Source organism: Ruegeria sp. YKSE079 (assembly GCF_059612845.1).
Genome location: NZ_JBXWRJ010000020.1, coordinates 25821 through 42692, shown reverse-complemented (window position 1 = coordinate 42692; position 16872 = coordinate 25821). Strand labels below are relative to the sequence as shown.

The 16872-nt window shown below is 61.9% G+C and carries 16 protein-coding genes; 8 read left to right on the top strand and 8 right to left on the bottom strand.

Going from position 1 to position 16872, the window contains the following annotated elements:
- The first annotated feature begins 23 nt into the window (after positions 1-23).
- Genes AC2FMY_RS17170 through AC2FMY_RS17150 form a run of 5 tightly spaced genes read left to right on the top strand, consistent with a single transcriptional unit; the run spans position 24 to position 4147 of the window.
- Positions 24-848 (top strand): ABC transporter permease, encoded by an 825-nt coding sequence (locus tag AC2FMY_RS17170; RefSeq protein WP_480749197.1) that lies wholly within the window; start codon positions 24-26, stop codon positions 846-848.
- Positions 848-1651: an ABC transporter permease gene (locus tag AC2FMY_RS17165; protein ID WP_480749196.1), complete on the top strand. Its 804-nt coding sequence runs from the start codon at positions 848-850 to the stop codon at positions 1649-1651. Before AC2FMY_RS17170 ends, AC2FMY_RS17165 begins: the two co-directional genes overlap by 1 nt.
- An 11-nt stretch (positions 1652-1662) precedes the next feature.
- Positions 1663-2739: an ABC transporter ATP-binding protein gene (locus tag AC2FMY_RS17160; protein ID WP_496807773.1), complete on the top strand. Its 1077-nt coding sequence runs from the start codon at positions 1663-1665 to the stop codon at positions 2737-2739.
- On the top strand, positions 2732-3523 hold the full coding sequence (locus AC2FMY_RS17155; RefSeq protein ID WP_480749194.1) for an alpha/beta fold hydrolase: 792 nt from the start codon (positions 2732-2734) through the stop codon (positions 3521-3523). Before AC2FMY_RS17160 ends, AC2FMY_RS17155 begins: the two co-directional genes overlap by 8 nt.
- A gap of 21 nt (positions 3524-3544) precedes the next feature.
- Positions 3545-4147 (top strand): amino acid synthesis family protein, encoded by a 603-nt coding sequence (locus AC2FMY_RS17150; protein ID WP_496745450.1) that lies wholly within the window; start codon positions 3545-3547, stop codon positions 4145-4147.
- A gap of 443 nt (positions 4148-4590) precedes the next feature.
- Here AC2FMY_RS17150 and AC2FMY_RS17145 read toward each other — a convergent pair whose 3' ends face one another.
- The 3 genes from AC2FMY_RS17145 to AC2FMY_RS17135 form a co-directional block, all read right to left on the bottom strand.
- On the bottom strand, positions 4591-5439 hold the full coding sequence (locus AC2FMY_RS17145; RefSeq protein WP_496807772.1) for an alkaline phosphatase family protein: 849 nt from the start codon (positions 5437-5439) through the stop codon (positions 4591-4593).
- 322 nt (positions 5440-5761) lie between these two features.
- On the bottom strand, positions 5762-6880 hold the full coding sequence (locus AC2FMY_RS17140) for an asparaginase (RefSeq protein ID WP_496807771.1): 1119 nt from the start codon (positions 6878-6880) through the stop codon (positions 5762-5764).
- Entirely contained in the window at positions 6877-8244 is a 1368-nt protein-coding gene (locus AC2FMY_RS17135; RefSeq protein WP_480749191.1) for an MFS transporter, read from the bottom strand. Before AC2FMY_RS17135 ends, AC2FMY_RS17140 begins: the two co-directional genes overlap by 4 nt.
- 199 nt (positions 8245-8443) lie before the next feature.
- On the opposite strand from AC2FMY_RS17135, the gene AC2FMY_RS17130 reads away from it, so the two are divergent.
- Together AC2FMY_RS17130 and AC2FMY_RS17125 are read left to right on the top strand one after the other, a co-directional pair.
- Complete coding sequence (locus tag AC2FMY_RS17130; protein ID WP_496807770.1) at positions 8444-8938, top strand: DUF4177 domain-containing protein; 495 nt, start codon at positions 8444-8446, stop codon at positions 8936-8938.
- 78 nt (positions 8939-9016) lie between these two features.
- Complete coding sequence (locus AC2FMY_RS17125) at positions 9017-9787, top strand: sulfite exporter TauE/SafE family protein (RefSeq protein ID WP_496745445.1); 771 nt, start codon at positions 9017-9019, stop codon at positions 9785-9787.
- 123 nt (positions 9788-9910) lie between these two features.
- Here AC2FMY_RS17125 and AC2FMY_RS17120 read toward each other — a convergent pair whose 3' ends face one another.
- The 3 genes from AC2FMY_RS17120 to AC2FMY_RS17110 form a co-directional block, all read right to left on the bottom strand.
- Positions 9911-11212 (bottom strand): adenylate/guanylate cyclase domain-containing protein, encoded by a 1302-nt coding sequence (locus tag AC2FMY_RS17120; protein WP_496745443.1) that lies wholly within the window; start codon positions 11210-11212, stop codon positions 9911-9913.
- Positions 11213-11318: 106 nt separating this feature from the next.
- Positions 11319-13034: a tetratricopeptide repeat protein gene (locus AC2FMY_RS17115; RefSeq protein WP_480749187.1), complete on the bottom strand. Its 1716-nt coding sequence runs from the start codon at positions 13032-13034 to the stop codon at positions 11319-11321.
- An 89-nt stretch (positions 13035-13123) separates the two neighbouring features.
- Positions 13124-13378 (bottom strand): BolA family protein, encoded by a 255-nt coding sequence (locus AC2FMY_RS17110; RefSeq protein WP_480749186.1) that lies wholly within the window; start codon positions 13376-13378, stop codon positions 13124-13126.
- Between the two features lie 107 nt (positions 13379-13485).
- On the opposite strand from AC2FMY_RS17110, the gene AC2FMY_RS17105 reads away from it, so the two are divergent.
- On the top strand, positions 13486-14109 hold the full coding sequence (locus tag AC2FMY_RS17105; RefSeq protein WP_480749185.1) for a J domain-containing protein: 624 nt from the start codon (positions 13486-13488) through the stop codon (positions 14107-14109).
- An 86-nt stretch (positions 14110-14195) separates the two neighbouring features.
- On the opposite strand, the gene betC is transcribed toward AC2FMY_RS17105, so the two are convergent.
- Entirely contained in the window at positions 14196-15650 is a 1455-nt protein-coding gene (betC, locus tag AC2FMY_RS17100; protein ID WP_496807769.1) for a choline-sulfatase, read from the bottom strand.
- A gap of 96 nt (positions 15651-15746) precedes the next feature.
- On the bottom strand, positions 15747-16799 hold the full coding sequence (locus AC2FMY_RS17095) for a GFA family protein (RefSeq protein WP_496807768.1): 1053 nt from the start codon (positions 16797-16799) through the stop codon (positions 15747-15749).
- Positions 16800-16872: the final 73 nt, after the last annotated feature.

Genomic DNA, 16872 nt, shown 5'->3' with positions numbered 1-16872 from the left:
AAACCAACCGGAGACGCTGCGCGATGTTCCTGAAGGATCGTAACATCTGGCTACTGGCACCGGCAGTGCTGTTGGTCGGGTTATGTTTTCTCTATCCCGTTAGCTGGCTGTTACAGCGCAGCGTCTCTGAACCCGTCTGGGGTTTACAGAATTACATCACGATTTTTTCCCGAACGATCTATCTGGGTGTTCTGTGGAACACCGTGGCGATTGCCGGGGCAACGACGATTTTATGCGCGTTGATCGGGTTTCCGGTCGCCTACTCCATGGTTCATTCAAGCCCCTGGGTGCGCAAGGTTCTGATCTTTTCGGTCCTGATCCCGTTCTGGACCTCGATCCTGGTACGCAGTTTCGCCTGGCTGGTGATCCTGCAACGCGGCGGGATCATCAACGACATCCTGATCGGCATCGGCCTCCTCACAGAACCGCTGGACCTGGTTTACAACCGTTTTGGAGTGTTGCTGGGAATGGTGCAGGTGCTGTTGCCCTTCATGGTCTTTCCCCTGTTCTCCGTCATGGCGCGCATCGACGGGTCGTATTTCAAGGCCGCCACCAACCTTGGCGCCACCCCCATCCGGGCGTTTTTCCGGATCTACCTGCCGCTTTGCCTGCCGGGGTTGGCAACCGGGGCGATGCTCGTCTTCATCATCGCGCTTGGGTATTTCATTACCCCGGCTTTGCTGGGTGGCCGCGGCGATATCATGATCGCACAGCTGATCTTCGAGAGGATCGACGAATTCGGCGACTGGCCGCTGGCGTCCGCCCTGGCCATCGTTCTGCTGGTCGGGACCGGCCTGCTGTTCCTGCTGATCAACGCCCTCCTCAAGATCAAGGGAAGGCGCATCTGATGTTCCATTCCGATCGGTTCTGGGGCGGGGTGCGCGGCGTGATCAACGTTCTGTTGGTCATCTACATGTTGTCGCCGCTGGTGATTACCTTGGTAATCTCGTTCAGTTCGGCGCTGTACCTCACCTTCCCACCGCCTGGCTTTTCGCTGCAATGGTACGAGAAGATGTTCAACAATCCGACTTGGACGAGAACGCTCTGGACGTCGGTGAAGATCCTTTTGCCCACTGCAATCATCGCCACAATATTTGGCACCGCTGCTGCACTTGCGCTCAGCCGGATGCAAAGCAAATGGGCAATAGCGATCCGTGGTATCCTGATGGCACCGCTGATTATCCCGGTGATCATCACTGCCGCTGCGATCTTCGGCGTGTTCCGGATTTGGGGCCTTTACGGTACACTCTCCGGGCTGGTCATCGCGCATGTGATCCTGACCCTGCCCTTTGTTCTGTCGACTGTAAGCGCCAATCTGGCCGTGTTCGACAAGCGTCTAGAGGACGCCGCCGCAAATTGTGGCGCACCCCCATGGACTGCATTCCGCCGGGTTACCCTGCCGCTGATCGCGCCCTCGGTGATGTCAGGCATGTTGTTTGCAATGGTCATCTCTTTTGACGAACTCGTTGTATCGCTGTTTCTATCGACACCAAGGGTGCGCCCGGTAACGGTGCAGATGTGGTCGAACGTCAAGGGTGACACTGACCCGACCATTGCCGCCATCGCGACAGTGCTGTTCTTGTTTTCTCTCTTCGCCCTTCTGATGGATGGGCTTGCGCGACGCCGTTCCGGCCGTGCGCCCGGGCTGTAAGGACCTCCCAGATGACCGACCCAATTCTCAAACTTTCTGAAATCGGCAAGGCCTATGGAAGTGTTGTTGCTGCCAAGGATATCAATCTTGATGTTGCACCGGGCGAATTTGTCACTTTCCTTGGGCCCTCTGGGTCGGGCAAAACCACTACCTTGATGATGGTTGCAGGTTTCACCGAACCAACCAAAGGGCATATCCAGCTGGAAGGCAAACCACTTGATCCGATCCCGGTATGGAAACGCGACATCGGCATGGTGTTTCAACATTATGCACTGTTCCCGCATATGTCTGTGGCCCAAAACGTAGCCTTTCCATTAGAGATGCGAGGCGTACCCAAGGCGGACCGCCGCGCGCGGGTCGAGGAAGCGATGGAAATGGTGGGTCTGGCCGGGTTTGGCCTGCGTTTGCCCAAGGAACTGTCGGGGGGTCAACAACAGCGCGTGGCTCTGGCCCGCGCCATGGTGTTCAAGCCTCGGCTTCTTTTGATGGATGAACCTCTTGGTGCGCTCGACAAGAAACTTCGCGAGCATATGCAGATCGAAATCATGCATTTGCACAAGAACCTTGGTGCAACTGTTTTGTACGTTACCCACGATCAGGAAGAGGCATTGGTGATGTCCGACCGAATTGCCGTATTCAACGAGGGTCGTATTGAGCAGATCGGCACACCGCACGATCTCTACGAGGCACCCCAGACCAAATTTGTCGCTGACTTCATCGGCGAGACCAATTTCGTTTCCGGCCGGATCGAAGCGGCGACAGGGAAAAATGCCAAGGTGCGTGGTCTCAGCGGGCAGATGGATGCTCCTCTGCCTGAGGGCGCGGCTGCTGTTCTGGCAATCAGGCCCGAGCGGCTTCACGTCGTGGGCGGGACAAATGCATCAGGCGATGACAACACGCTCAGCGGCACCGTAAAGGAGCTGATCTACCTCGGACAGTCGCGCAAGGCGATCATCGCACTTGAGGACGGCACAGAAGTGATCGCATTGGAACAAGCCGCGCAGGCCGAGGCGACCGCGCTCGAAATCGGATCGCAGGCAACGCTCAGTTTTAGGTCGCGGGATGCCCGGATTCTTGCGGATGTTTAAGCGCGGAGCGGCGGTAGCGCTCAACTACCGTGATGAAGGAACCGGCCCCCCGGTTTTGCTGATCCATGGCGTGGGTGCCGATTTGGAAAGTTGGGATGGTGTGCTGTCACACATGTCGCCGGATCGGCGTTATGTTCGTTATGATCAGCGCGGGCACGGGCAATCACAGCGAACGCCGGGGCCTTATACGCTGGATGATCTAAGTGGCGATGCCGTCGCTTTGCTGGATCATCTGGGGTTGAACCGTGTTTCGGTCATCGGCTTTTCTCTGGGCGGTCTGGTGGCGCAATCCCTGGCGCTGTCTCATCCTGACCGTGTGCAATCCCTTACTCTGGTTTCTACCGTCGCGGGTCGCACACCTGATGAGCAGGCCCGCGTCAACGAACGTGCCGAAACCCTTGCGCGCGAAGGAGCGACAACCCATCTGTCCAACGCCGTTGATCGTTGGTTCACCCCCGAATTCGCCGCGGCCCACCCCGAGGTACTGGAGGCGCGCCGTCAGAAATCCCTGCAAAATGACCCAGATTGCTACGTCGCCGCTTATCGCGTGCTTGCAGGCAGCGATCTGGGGGATCAACTCGAACGTATCGCCGTGCCGACGCTGATCATGACTGGCGAAAAGGACATTGGTTCTAATCCACGCATGTCGGAATTCATCCATGCACGGATCGCCGGATCAGAACTGCACATCCTGCCTCGCCTCAAACACTCGGTGCTGCTGGAAGCCCCCGATCAAATTGGTGGCCTGATTGACCCATTCCTCGCCGCCAATTGTGGCACCTAACCCCAAATAGGCAGAGAACATATGACACCCGAAGTTCGCAAATACGTCGCCTTTATCGAAGACACTCTGATCGAAGGCCACAAACCGGCAACCCCGCCATTGCGTATGGCCGCCGTCGCCGCCGTTCTGAAAAACCCGTGGTCTGGTCGGTTTGTCGAGGATCTGCGCCCCGAAATTCACGCTTTCGCTCCGGTGCTCGGAGAGGAGATGGTCGGCCGGCTCATGCCGCTGGTGGGTGGCGGCGAAAACGTCGAGGCGTTTGGAAAATCCGCCATTGTTGGCGTGAACGGTGAGGTCGAACACGGATCAGCCCTAATCCATACCCTGCGGTTTGGCAATTTTTTGCGCGACGCGGTGCAAAGCAGTGAGTTCATTCCGTTTTCAAACAAACGTGGCGGGCCGGGCAATTCGATCACCATGCCGCTTAAGCATATAACCCGGGGCGGTGCGCGCTCTCACTTTATGACCGTAGAGTTTAACATTCCCGATGCGCCCGCCGCCGATGAAATCCTGATCGCGATCGGCGTGGCAACAGGTGGCCGCCCGCATCATCGCATCGGTGATCGTTTCAAGGATATGGAAGATCTCGATCACGATCAAACCGTGCGACCCCGCCAAGATTAGAAACCCGCCTGCCAACGACCACAAATTAGATGGTATTGCAGCCCTTTCGGCTGCGCGCAGCACTGGTGGATCTGGGCTCTTCACAGCCATGCTGTGTCGCCGCGATCCGCGATGATGACACGCTCTGAGACAGTCCTTTGGCCAAGTCCTCGCACCTTCCGGCCAAACATCCGCAACTGCACGGAGTTCCCGAATTTTCGAGATATTCGTGTGCCGTTTGCTATCTGGCAGCGGGCATTCTGGCAAGGAGCGGCGGATTCAACGGCTGAGCCCATTTTGCAAATGCTGCGAGATACACAAATAGCGACCTTACACTCAAAGCTGTCTTTCAAAGTTGGAATGTTTTGGTTGGGTTGATCCGCAAAAAGGGGTGGCGCCGATATTGACGCCACCCAGGTTGCGCGAACTCATCGCGACAGGGAGGTCATATTTGCGAGTGTGACTCAGTTTAGGAAACTGTCCTCCGACATGGGTCCAGGGATTGGCAGACCCAGGCGGGAAATGACTGTTGGGGCGAGCTGGGTAAGTTTCAGGGCCGTTTCGGGATCGGGGCGGTTTGCTCCGCCGAAGTAATAAAGGGCGACGTCTTGCTGGTCTTCACCGCGCCCGCCATGGCGACCGCGCATCGACTGGCGGTGATCGGCGGCAACGATCACCTCGTAGCCGTTGTCACGCCAGCGCCGGATATAGGGCGTCAGCTGAGCGTCGAGGGCGCAGCACGCGCCGTCCATCTCTTCACAGTCATGTTTGAACCTGTGGCCCATGCTATCAAGCGTGCAGGTGTGCAGAATGCCGAAATTGAGGTTGTAGCGCTCTGTCAGCATCGTCAGCGTCGCGAAGAGGTCGGCATCACTGGGCGTCATCTGGTTGGCTGGCCAGTACCCCGCCATCGTGTGGAAGCGGCCATGGTTGATGGTGCCGCTCTCGGGCTCGTCATATTCGATGTCGCGGACCGGATCGAAGGGCGCGCGGTTGAAAAACTCTGACCAGTAGGAATGGGCCACGGCCCCGGTCACGCCACCCCGCTTGCGCACCTCCGAAAAGATATCGGGCATCGAGAAGCGAAACACATCGTGGTTGCCGGTCGATCCATGTACGGCAGGCACCACGCCGGTATGGATCGAGGCATCGCAAGAGGCCGAGGTCGAGGGCAGCGGGGGCTCTGATGATGTGACCCAGAAGGCAATATTTTGGAACTGGATCAATCTATCACTCAATAAGACCAGCCCTTGGCGCAACTGCAGCGAAATGGCGCTTTGTCCTGCATGGATGGCTCCTGCAAAGCAAGACATTTTTGAGGTGATTTGCATTTTGTCAGAAGCGGTCTTGTGTTCGGCCTTTAGACGCGGTGCACGTGACCGCTGGCCCTGATGGTTTACGCGACCCGCGCGGCGAGGTCAGTTAGCAGATATTTCCGTCCAGTGGCGTTTGGCCGCTTCGGGCTGCGATATGCCGACTGCATCCGCAAAAACCAGTTCACATGGCAACGGCAGCCGTGGCCTCGAACCCGACGACCTCGACGCGTTCATCGCCCATGTTGCAGACCATCTTTGACAAACTGCAACCTATGCTGTGAGGGCTGGCCAATCGGGTGCTATTTTGTCTGGAGCCGGGTCATCCCCCCTCAAACAGCTTCCCCAACGCCGCCCTGTCCGGCCCGTGCTGCAGCAGGCCCAGCATCAGCAGCAGGCGGGCCTTGGTCGATGGCAGGTCTCCGGCGAGGATGCAGCCCGCTTTCTGCAGCGTCGCGCCGCCGCCCTGATCGCCATAGATCGGTTCGACCCGGCCATGGGGAACGCGGGTGGCGATGACCACGGGCAGCCCCCTGGACAGAGCGTATTCGATGGCCTTGAAGGTGGCGGCGTTCACGTTGCCCGCGCCGACGCCTTCGACCACCAGCCCCCTGGCGCCACTGTCGACGGCATGACGCAGCAATCGGCCGTCAGAGCCGGCATAATCCATGATGATCGGGATGTCGGGAAAGTCTTGCGGCATCGGCTCGGGCAGCGGCAGGCGGATACGGTTCACCCGGTCGTTGAGGCGCTGCACATCGGTGCCCAGGACATAGCCCAGATACCCTTTTTCGCCCGAGTTGAAGGTCTGGACGTTGGTTGTCTGGGTCTTGCGCACGTGGCGGGCGGAATTGACATAGCGGTTGAGGGTCACGGTCACGCCCCAGTTTCCGGCATCGGGCGACAGCACCTGTGCGACGGCGGCATGGATGTTGCCGGGGCCGTCGGGGTTGGGGCTGGAGGCGTCGTTCATCGCGCCTGTGAACACCACCGGCTTGCCGCTTTTGAGCGTTACATCCACGAAAAACGCGCCCTCGGCCATGGTGTCGGTGCCGTGGGTGACGACCGCTCCGGCAATGTCGGGGCGTGCGAGCACCGCGTCCAGATCGGCGCTGAGCCTGGCCCAGATCAACGGGGTCATTTGCGAGGAATCGATGTTGCTGACCTGCAGCACGCCGATATTGGCCAGTTTGGACAGGCCCGGCACGGCGGCAACCAGATCCTTGGCCGAGACCGCCGGAACCGCGCCGCCGGTCTTGGGGTCGGTGCGTTCGGCGATGGTGCCGCCGGTGGCCAGCACCGCGACATTGGGCAAGTCGGGATTGCGCGAGGCGAAGTCGAGCTTTGGCGCGCCGTCCTGCGCCGATGCAAGCCCGGCTGTCAGGCCAGGTAGAAAGGCGATGGCGAGTGCGCGCAGGAGGCGGGTCAGATTGGGTTTCACGGGGTCCCTTTCGGCTTGCTGTGCTTCGGATGTTCGATGGCAAAATGCGCATAGAGCAGCACCGCCAGAGCAAAGGCGGCGGTGGTCCAGAACACCGCCGGAAAGCTGCCGGTCATGGCATAGACCGTGCTGCAGAGCGCCATGCCGAGGGTGCCGCCCAGAAGCTGGCTGCTGAGCACGATGCCGCCCGCCTGCCCCTGCATCGCGGGCGGCACCGACATCATCACCGCGCGCTGCGGCGGCACGAACAGAAAGGATACGGCGACGCCCGACAAAAGCAGCCCGGCAAGGATCAGCGCGTGGCTGTGCATCCCCATACCCAGCGCCACCGCCGAAATACCAAGCATCGACCCCAGCACCCCCATGAGCGACGGGCCACGGGTTCCGAACCTGTCCGCGGCCTTGCCCGCAAAGGGGGCCGAGAACATCGGCGGCGCCACGGCGGGCAACAGCGCTACGCCCGCCATCAGCGGCGACAGGCCCATCGCGGTTTGAAAATACATCGCGCCAAAGACATAGCTGGCGATCTTTACATATTGGGCCAGGAACACGATCAGGTTCGAGGCGGCGAAGGTCGGGTTGGAAAACAGGCGCACCGCGATCAGGGGCGGTGTGAATTTCAGCTCGGCCGGGATCAGCAGCGCCAGCAGCACCAGCCCCAGACCCAGCGGCAGAACCACGTCCGCGCGGGTCCAGCCGCGGTCCGGCCCCTCCATGATGGCAAAGACGGTCAGGGTCAGGCCGGTGACCAGCAGCACAAGGCCACGCCAGTCGAACCGGTCCTCGGGCACGCGGTCGGGGTCGCGCCAGAACCGCCAGGTGACCGCCGCCACGACCAGAACGATCGGCGGGTTGATCCAGAAGATCCAGCGCCAGGAGAGGTATTCGGTCAGCAGCCCTCCGACCACCGGCCCCAGCGCCAGAAAGGTGGTGCCGATGGAGCCGTAGATGCCCAGCGCCATGCCGCGCTCATCCTCGCCGAAGGACATCGAGACCAGCACCAGAGACAGCGGAAAGATCACCGCGGCCCCGATCCCCTGCATCATGCGCGCAAGCATCAGGGTTGTGCCGCTGCCCGCCATCCCGGCGACAGCCGAGGACAGGCCGAACAGCACCAGCCCCGCCACGACCAGCGCCCGCGTGCCCAGAATGTCGCCCAGTCTGCCCGCCGCTCCGGCCAGCGCCGCCAGCGTCAGCAGATAGACGTTCACCACCCAATGCGCGCCCAGCGCGGTCAGGCCGATCTCGGCCTGGATGGTCGGCAGGGCGACGCCGACGACGGTTTCGTCCAGCAGGATGACCCCGAGGATCACCCCCATCGCGCCCAAAATCCACCAGCGTGTGTTGTCTTGGCCTTTCGTCAATGGACAGGTCCTGAAAGCATGTATCAAATCGCAAAATCGCCCCTGCATTAAGCCTACGCGCAGGGGCGTGCGTCAAGTTGGCGGGTTTTGGCCACGGGTCTGGCGGAAATGCCGCCACCTGGCGGTTGCGGGTTTCAGAGCTCTGGCCTTTTGGACGGAGGTTGCAGTAACCTGCGCGCAATCAACCAAAGGCGCGAGCATGATCCGATACGAATACAAGGTGGTCCCGGCCCCGCAAAAGGGCACCAAGGCCAGGGGTGTCAAAACGGCAGAGGGGCGGTTTGCCCTTTCGGTGCAACAGTCGCTCAACGCCCTGGCGGCCGAGGGGTGGGAATATCTGCGGGCCGAACTGCTGCCCAGCGAAGAGCGCAGCGGGATCACGGGAAGCACGGTCAACTGGCGCAACGTGCTGGTCTTTCGCAGGCCGCTGGCGGAGGGCAGCGAGCCGACAACTGCGGAAGTCGAGATGCCCAGTCACACGCCCGAGGGCATCCCGCTGGCCCGCCCGGTTCCGGGGCCCGGCACGATTTCCGGCCCGGCGCGGATCTCGCAGGAGTCGAATGATCCGCCGTTGTCTTTCAAGAGGGCCGAGACACAGCCCGAGCCGGACGAAGAAGAAAAACCTGACGGCGCAGGTGGAAAACACGCCGGCTGTCTGTTCCTTGACGGACCTGAGCGGCCCGGACCAGACTGAAAACGCCGGCATACTTGATTTGGGTGACCCGTTTTCACGGCGCTCGGACGGTCGTGTCATTCAGTTGGGGAACCTGTCTTGGAAGCCGCAGGGGTCGAGACCTATCTGATTCTTGTCGCCGCCGGCGTTCTGGCGGGCGCCACCAATGCCATTGCCGGTGGCGGGACGTTTTTCACCTTTCCAGTCCTGATATGGGCGGGCCTGCCCCCCCTGGTCGCCAACACGACGAACATGGTGGCCCTGACGCCCGCCAATCTTGCGGCGCTTCCGGCATTCCGCCCTCAGTTGAAGCGTCTTGGCCGGAATTGCCTGATGCCCGTAGGCATTGGCGTTCTGGGCGGAACGCTTGGTGCCTTGTTGCTGTTGTACCTCGGCGAGGCAGCCTTTGCCTCGGCCGTGCCATATCTCATCGGATTTGCGACGGTCTTGTTTTCGACCGCGCCCGGAATTCGGCGGGCAATTCTGGTATTGAGGATCGGTTCGGCCCGCATATGGGCGTTTTTGCCGGTTGCGGTGCTTTTTCTCTTTTCTGTTTACGGCGGATACTTTGGCGCGGGCCTGGGGCAGATCCTGTTGGCCGCGCTGATACTGAACGGACACGCAGATCTGCATGAGGCCAACGCGTTGAAAAATGCGGTGGTTTTCGCCGTGAGCATCGTGGCGGTCATAATTTTCGGCCTCAGCGGTTCGGTGTCGTGGCCATTCGCTGTGGTCATGATGGTCAGCTCTTCCATAGGTGGTTATCTTGGCGGATTTCTGTCTCTGATGGTTCCTCAGTCGACGCTGCGCGCAGGCATCATAGCTTTTGGACTGTTCCTGACCGGATACTATTTTTGGCAAGGCGCGTAGTCGGGCATTCGTGCTGGTGGTCTTCGCTGGCGCATGAAAGCGGTGTCGCGCGCAAGAACGGCAGTTGCGGTATTCAGGGCCCTCGGCGGCAAGGCGCAGGTCGTTGTCCCGTCGCGCGACGGATCAGCGGAACGTAAACAGCTCCAGCGGCTGTTCCAGCCCAGCCAGTTCGAAAAAGCCGAGGCTGGCGAGATCGCGGCTGGCGAGGGAAGCAACCGGCGCGGTGACCAGCACGGGCCGTTCGGTGGTTTTGCAAAGCGCCTCGACCCGGCTTGCGGTGTTCACCGCCTTGCCGATCACGGTGAAATCCAGCCTGTCCGGCGCGCCGACATTTCCGAAAAACACCGTGCCGCGGTGGAGCGCAATTCCCGTCTGCAGGGGCCGCCAGGCCATGACCCCGGCAAGAGCGGCGGGATCGGCGTTCAGGGCATCGAGTGCGCCCAGCGCCCGTTGTGTGGCGGAGAGTGCGGCCTGTGCTGTGGCGGTCTCATCGCTGAAGGCCGCAAAGGGAAACACCGCCAGCATCCCGTCCCCGATGAATTTCAGGACATCGCCGCCCTGCGCGATGACCGCACTGGCGAGGCATTCGAAATAGGCATTCAGGACGGCTGTCAGCTGACCATCGGTCATCTGGTCGGAAAGCCGCGTGAACCCGCGCAGGTCCGATGCCCAGATGATCGCCTCGACCGCGGCACCGGAACCGCGCCGGATCGAGCCGTCGAGAACCTGACGGCCGGCATCCGAGCCGAGATAGGTGCTGGCGATGTTTTGGGAAATCCGCTCGGCGATGTGGCGTTCGACATGCAGAGCGAAAATGCGCAACAGGCGCTCGATCTGGCCGAACTCTTCGTCCGAATACCCACCCTGCTGCCGTGTCGCAACGGTTGCCGCATTGTGGTTGGCGCCGCCGGAGCGGAGGGGAAAGGCCGCGTATTCGGTATATCCCTGCTCGGCGAGGTCGCCCAACAACGGGCCATGCTTGGCCCGTCTGGACGGATCGAGGCGAGCACGGAAGCGTTCGCCATGATCGATCACCCGGGACAGCGGATTGCGGCGGTAGGCATCCGTCATGCGCACCGACTGGTCGATGACACCCTCGTCGCAGAAACCGTCGTCGCTGTTCCACATCCAGACATAGCCCAGGACCTGCGGGTGCAGAGTGCCGACATGCAGGCTGCTTCGTTCCACCGGCATCCCGGCCCTGAGCATGCGCCACAGGAATTCCTGATAGAATTCCAGAAGATCCCCGGCGGCAAGCGCGTCTTCGAGCAGCCATGCCTCGATCTGCGCGGGGGTTTGGCTGGGCAGGCGGTCGGGGGCGAAGGTTGCGCGGCGCAACAGGGTGACGGTGTCGGAATATGTGCGGGGCGACGGATCAAGCCCCGCTTTGAACACCGGTTTGCCCTGCGTCTCAGGAGGTTGCATGCGGCCACTCCGATCCATGAATGTGATCTTGCAGGTTCGACCTTAGCGCCTTGTCGGGACGCGCGGCAAACCGGTGGCAGCGGTCGGGCTGCGCCCGATACGCTGTTCAATCCGGCAGACCGGCCTGCCGCAGATGATCGCAATCCCTGTCCAGGTTACGGGGATCGCGGTAAAGCTGCGTTTTCTTCCACGAAGATATCGTGAAGTTCGGGCGGTGTTTCAGCAGCGTTTGCGCTTCTTGCCGGGCCGTGTCGATATCGCCGGTTTCGGCATGGACAATCGCAAGATCCAGATGGCCGAAGCCCTCGACGATGTCGCTGTATTCCCTGAAGGCCTCGATGGCCCTGGCGTGTCGCCCATCGAGCCGCAACGCAAAGCCAAGCACGCCCGCATACCATCCGGGATAGTACGGGTTGAGCGTGATGGCCTGCTGCGCGAAACGGATCGCCTCGGTAACCTGCCCGTTGAAGGCCAGCGTCAGCGAAAGCCGGGCGGCGACATCGGCGTGGTTCGGATTGAGCGCCAGCGCCGTGTTGAATTTGCGGATCGCGGCGTCGAGATTTCCGTCGATGGCCTCGGCAAAGCCGTCGATCGCGTGGGCCTCGGGATTGTAGCTGTCGATCTGCAGGGCGCGCTGCGCGCATTCGCGCGCCTCGGCCAGTGCTGCGGCGCGATCCGGCGTGAAATCGTGCCGCGCCTCGACGGTGCAGACATGCCCGAGGGTGCACAGAGGGGCCGAGTAGGATGCATCCAGCGCAATTGCGCGTTCGGCGAGACGGCGGGCCTCGGCATAGCTTTCCTTCGTGACTTTCCGGCAGCATTCGACCGCCTTGAGTTGCGAGGTCCACGCCTCCATGTTGGTGGTTCCCGATCCGCGGAAGCGAGCCATTTCGCCTTCGAGCAGTTCGACCCGAAGCTCTGTCGCGATCTTGAGGGCAATCTCGTCCTGCACCTCGAAGACATCCTCGAGGTGCCTGTCGAAACGGTCGGCCCAAAGATGCATCCCCGATCTGGCGTCGATGAGCTGGGCGGTGATCCTGACCCGGTCGCGGCTTTGACGCACGCTGCCTTCCAGAACCAGATCGAGACCCTGTTCCAGCCCGACCTGTTTGATGTCGACGGAACGCCCCTTGTACACAAACGTGGAATTGCGCGCGACCACCAGCAGTTTCGGAAGCTTGGAGAGCGTGGTGATGATCTCTTCGGTGATGCCGTCGGCAAAAAAAGCCTGATCGGGATCCGAGGACAGGTTGTCGAACGGCAGCACGCCGATCATGAGGGACTGGGCATGGGTTTTCGGCGTCACGCGCGGCGGCGGCGCCTCGGGCGGGGACCATTGAAACACCGGGACGGGCGCGGGCAGGTTCTTGAAGTTGCGATCTCCGGCCCGGCGAAAGATCTTGGCCAGTTCTTCGTCGACACTGCGCTGGACCACGTCGGAAATCAGCACCGTACCCGGTTCCGCCTCGGCCTGAAGGCGGGCGGCCAGATTGACGCCGTCGCCAAAGATGTCGTCATCGTCAAAGGCGACGTCGCCCAGATGTACCCCGACCCGCAGTTGCAGCGCGGAATGCTGCGCCGTGCCGCTTTGAAGATCGAGGGCGCAGCGCACGGCGTCGGAAACCGCCGCAAACTCGACCAGCCAGCCGTCGCCCATGCGCTTGATCACGTTGCCCAGATGATCGGCGACCATCGGCTCGAACACGTCCTTTCGCAGTTTGCGAAGCTCGGTGAGCGTTCGGTTTTCGTCAGCCTTCATCTGCCCCGAATAGTTCACGACATCGGCAGAGAGGACTGCTGCCAGTTTTCTGGTCGGCGGCATGGCGGTACTCGATCCAACTTGATCCGGCCAGCTTAGCGCGGGCGCCTGCCGTGTCAAAGCGGTGCCGCCCTGCGCGGACCAGCGCGGCGCTAGCTGCCGATATCCAGCGACAGCGCGTGGATGCGGGGGACGATGTCACCCAGGGCGGCATGCACCGCGCGATGACAGGCGACGCGGGATTTGCCGGCAAAGGCCTCGGCGCGGATGCGGACATTGAAATGGCTTTCGCCACCTTCGCGATATCCCGCGTGGCCGCGATGGCTTTCGCTGTCGTCGATCACGTCAAGCTCGCGCGGCTCAAACGCCTGGGTCAGGCGGGTACGGATGTCTTCGGTCATGCTCATTTCTGCTCATGCGGCAAAATAATTGCCGCTCCCCTCTTCTATCTTCGGCCACTTAGACTAAACTGCTGCCTCCGAGTCGAGAAGACGAGTTCGTAAGGAGCAGCGCCATGGTGAAATCAGACCCGTTCGGGTTCGACATGTCGGTCTCATCCGCAAAGAAGAAAAACCCGCGCGGGCGGCGGGGCATGTCGGGTGCGTCCGAGACCTCGACCCGCCTCTGCGACCACGAGGGATGCGAAGAGGCGGGCAAGTACCGCGCGCCAAAGGCGCCGGACGTTCTGGACGATTTCTTTTGGTTCTGCCAGCAGCATGTGCGCGAATATAATCAGAAATGGAACTTTTTCGACGGCACCACCGAGGCCGAGCTGAACGCGCAGCGCTCGAAGGACAAGGTGTGGGAGCGTGAGACCAAGCCCTTCATCGATCCCGAAACCCGCGCCTGGGCGCGGCTGGGCATCGAGGACCCGCATCAGGTTCTGGGCGAGAATGCCACCAAGAACCCGGGCCGTGCCGCCGCCGGAGGCCGCCGCCTGCCGCCGACCGAACGGCGCGCCATCGAGATCCTTGAGGCCAAGGACAGCTGGACCAAGGCCGAGGTGCGATCGGCCTACAAGAAGCTGATCAAGGTGCTGCACCCCGACATGAACGGCGGCGACCGCAGCCAGGAAGACCAGTTGCAGGAAGTGGTCTGGGCCTGGGATCAGATCAAGGACAGCCGCAATTTCAGATAAACGTCGCGCCCGGCGGTTGCGGCGGAATTCGGGTATTCGAGACCAGAAAGAAGCAGGCCTGTTCGAGTCATCGGACGGGCCGTTTCTCAGGTTCTGATATAGGCCGTCGATGCGTTCGGGTCGGGCTGATAATCCCACGCGGTCTCGTTCGCCGCCATGGCCGCGTTGACCACCTGTTTTTGCGCCAGCCGCGCCCAGACATCGCGTTCGATGGCATCCAGATCGAAGCGATCGGTGATGATCGCCGCCATCTCTCGTTCGATATCGGCGGCTTGCGGTGTACCGGCCAGGTTGGTCCACTCGCCGGGATCGGCGTCGATGTTGAAGAGTTGTGGCCGGGAGCCGTGGCAGTAGAGGTATTTCCACGCACCTTTGCGGATCATGAAGCTGGGGCGCATGATGCCTTCGCCGTGGTATTCCGAGATCACCGGCACCTCGTCCAGCGGCTCGCCGCGCAGCGCGGGCATCAGCGAGCGCCCCTCCATCGGGCGGGCGGGCGTGGCGCCGACCAGATCAAGGAAGGTGGCGGGCAGGTCGATCAGCGACACGGGCGTGTCGACGCGGCGGTGCCCGGCACCGGGGTAGTCGATGATCAGCGGGATGCGGGCGGACCATTCATAGTGGCTGCGTTTCTGGATCAGGCCCTTTTCGCCCAGCATCTCGCCATGGTCCGAGGTGACGATGACCATCGTGTTGTCCCGCAGGCCCTGTTCATCGAGCACGTCGAGCAGCTCTCCCAGCTTGTCGTCGATGTAGTGGGCGAGCGCGGCAAAGCCGCGGCGCATCGCGAGCAGGTCCGTTTCATTGCGGATGCTTTTGCGGTCGAGCCCGTACCAGCGCAAGAACGCGCGGTCGAAATCCGAATAGTGCGCATCCATGTCCGCCGGGTAATGCGGCAGCGGCAGGTCGGCATCCTTGTACATGTCCCAGTATTTGCGGGGCACGATATAGGGCGGGTGCGGGTTGGTATAGGACACCGTCAGCATGAAGGGCCGGTCGGGGGCGTGGCGCAGGTATTCGAGCGCGCGGAAATGGGTTTCCTCGTCATATTGCAGCTCGGCGCTCCAGCCTGCGCCGATATTGCGGGCCTGGTACTGGGGCGCGAAATCGAAGGCCATCGCGTTGGGGTCGTTTTCATCGAGCAGCGGGTAGGACCAGATGAACCCCGAGGGGTAGATGTCGGTGTTGAGCCGCCGCCGGAAGCCGTGCAGCTGGTCGGCGCCGATGAAATGCATCTTGCCCGACAGCACGGTGTCATAGCCCGCGTTGGTCAGGTAATGGGCGAAGGTCGGGATGAAGCTGTGATAGGGATCGCCGTTGTCGTAGCAACCGGTGGTCGAGGTGTGCAGCCCGGTCATGAAACACGACCGCGCAGGTACACAGATCGGGCTGGGCGTATAGGCGGTGGCAAAGTTGACCGCCCGGTCGGCCAGCGCCTTCATGTGTCTGGTGCGCGCGACCCGGTGGCCGCAGGCCTCGAGCATGAAGGGGGTCATCTGGTCGGCCATGACCAGCAGGATATTGGGGGTGTCGTGCGGCATTGGTCTCCACCGGCAGGAATCGGGGCGTCCGGAACGGTAGAAGCTGAGGGCAGCGCTGTAAATCCCGCGCGCGGCGGGTGGGGCACCGGTTGCGGTTCAGAACACCTTGGGCGGTTTGGCGTGCGGCACCCATGTCTCGGGGTCCGGCAGGCCCACCGATGACCAGGCTTCCTGAAGCACGCGGGAATTGGCGCAGGTGGTGCGGGGCAGATCGTCGAGGATGTCGAGCCACGGCATGCGGCTTTCGATGCCGCTATGGGCGGCGGGCGCGTATTTGCCCGGCTCGTCAAGGCTGGTCGTCATCACCACGAGATAGGCTGCGCGCCTTGGCTGCACCAGCCGGTAGGTGAGGCTTGATCCGCAATCGGGACAGAAGCCGCGCTCGCCGATGGGAGACGAGGAAAAATACCGGGGCTCGGCCCCGGGAAACCGTACGCCCGAGGCGGGAAACGCCGTCCACGCGCTCATCGCCGCGCCGGTGAACCGCTGGCAAAAGCGGCAATGGCAATAGCCGGTACTGATCGGCGGCAGGCTGATTTCGTACCGGATCGCACCACACAGACAGCCACCTGTGGCCGACATCGCCGCCAATGCGTCTTCGTCGAAATCGAACAGCCCGCGCGCGCGGTTCTCGCCATGCTCGCGCGTCATGTAGACGTGGATCGGATCATCGGAGTCCTTGACCCGCTGGTGGCCGCAATCCTGCAGCGGAAGGTCGATCTTGCCCCGGATCTGGCTCATGATCTCGCCCGACACGGCGATGCCGCCCGGTTCCGCCAGCGCCTGAAGGCGGGCAGCCTGATTGACTCCCTCGCCCAGCAGATCGCCGTCCTGCACGACGACGTCACCTACGGAAACCCCAAGCCGCAGGCGCATCGGTGTGGTGTCCCGGTCGCGCGCGCCGTTGATGGCCATGGTTCGCTGGATCGCGACCGCGCAGTGAACCGCCTCGATCGTGCTGGAAAACTCGGCCAGAAACCCGTCGCCCATGGCCTTGAACACGGGGCCGCGATGGGCCTCGACCTGCATCCCGATCACCTCGTGACGCAGCTGTTCCACGCGCCTGAGCGTTCCCTCTTCGTCGCGGACGATCATGCCGGTGAACCCGACGACATCGGCGGCAAGAATGGCCGCGAGCTTGCGGTGCATGGACCCCTCCTGTCGATATGCGCATATGCAGCGTAGACGCAGAGCGGTGGGCTGTCACGCGCCCTGCAACGGA

What these genes read in the sequence shown, in the direction of transcription:
- AC2FMY_RS17170 (WP_480749197.1), top strand. Translation starts at nt 24, where the DNA reads ATGTTCCTGAAGGATCGTAACATCTGGCTACTGGCACCGGCAGTGCTG.
- AC2FMY_RS17165 (WP_480749196.1), top strand. Translation starts at nt 848, where the DNA reads ATGTTCCATTCCGATCGGTTCTGGGGCGGGGTGCGCGGCGTGATCAAC.
- AC2FMY_RS17160 (WP_496807773.1), top strand. Translation starts at nt 1,663, where the DNA reads ATGACCGACCCAATTCTCAAACTTTCTGAAATCGGCAAGGCCTATGGA.
- AC2FMY_RS17155 (WP_480749194.1), top strand. Translation starts at nt 2,732, where the DNA reads ATGTTTAAGCGCGGAGCGGCGGTAGCGCTCAACTACCGTGATGAAGGA.
- AC2FMY_RS17150 (WP_496745450.1), top strand. Translation starts at nt 3,545, where the DNA reads ATGACACCCGAAGTTCGCAAATACGTCGCCTTTATCGAAGACACTCTG.
- AC2FMY_RS17145 (WP_496807772.1), bottom strand. Translation starts at nt 5,439, where the DNA reads ATGTCTTGCTTTGCAGGAGCCATCCATGCAGGACAAAGCGCCATTTCG.
- AC2FMY_RS17130 (WP_496807770.1), top strand. Translation starts at nt 8,444, where the DNA reads ATGATCCGATACGAATACAAGGTGGTCCCGGCCCCGCAAAAGGGCACC.
- AC2FMY_RS17120 (WP_496745443.1), bottom strand. Translation starts at nt 11,212, where the DNA reads ATGCAACCTCCTGAGACGCAGGGCAAACCGGTGTTCAAAGCGGGGCTT.
- AC2FMY_RS17115 (WP_480749187.1), bottom strand. Translation starts at nt 13,034, where the DNA reads ATGCCGCCGACCAGAAAACTGGCAGCAGTCCTCTCTGCCGATGTCGTG.
- AC2FMY_RS17110 (WP_480749186.1), bottom strand. Translation starts at nt 13,378, where the DNA reads ATGAGCATGACCGAAGACATCCGTACCCGCCTGACCCAGGCGTTTGAG.
- AC2FMY_RS17105 (WP_480749185.1), top strand. Translation starts at nt 13,486, where the DNA reads ATGGTGAAATCAGACCCGTTCGGGTTCGACATGTCGGTCTCATCCGCA.
- betC (WP_496807769.1), bottom strand. Translation starts at nt 15,650, where the DNA reads ATGCCGCACGACACCCCCAATATCCTGCTGGTCATGGCCGACCAGATG.
- AC2FMY_RS17095 (WP_496807768.1), bottom strand. Translation starts at nt 16,799, where the DNA reads ATGCACCGCAAGCTCGCGGCCATTCTTGCCGCCGATGTCGTCGGGTTC.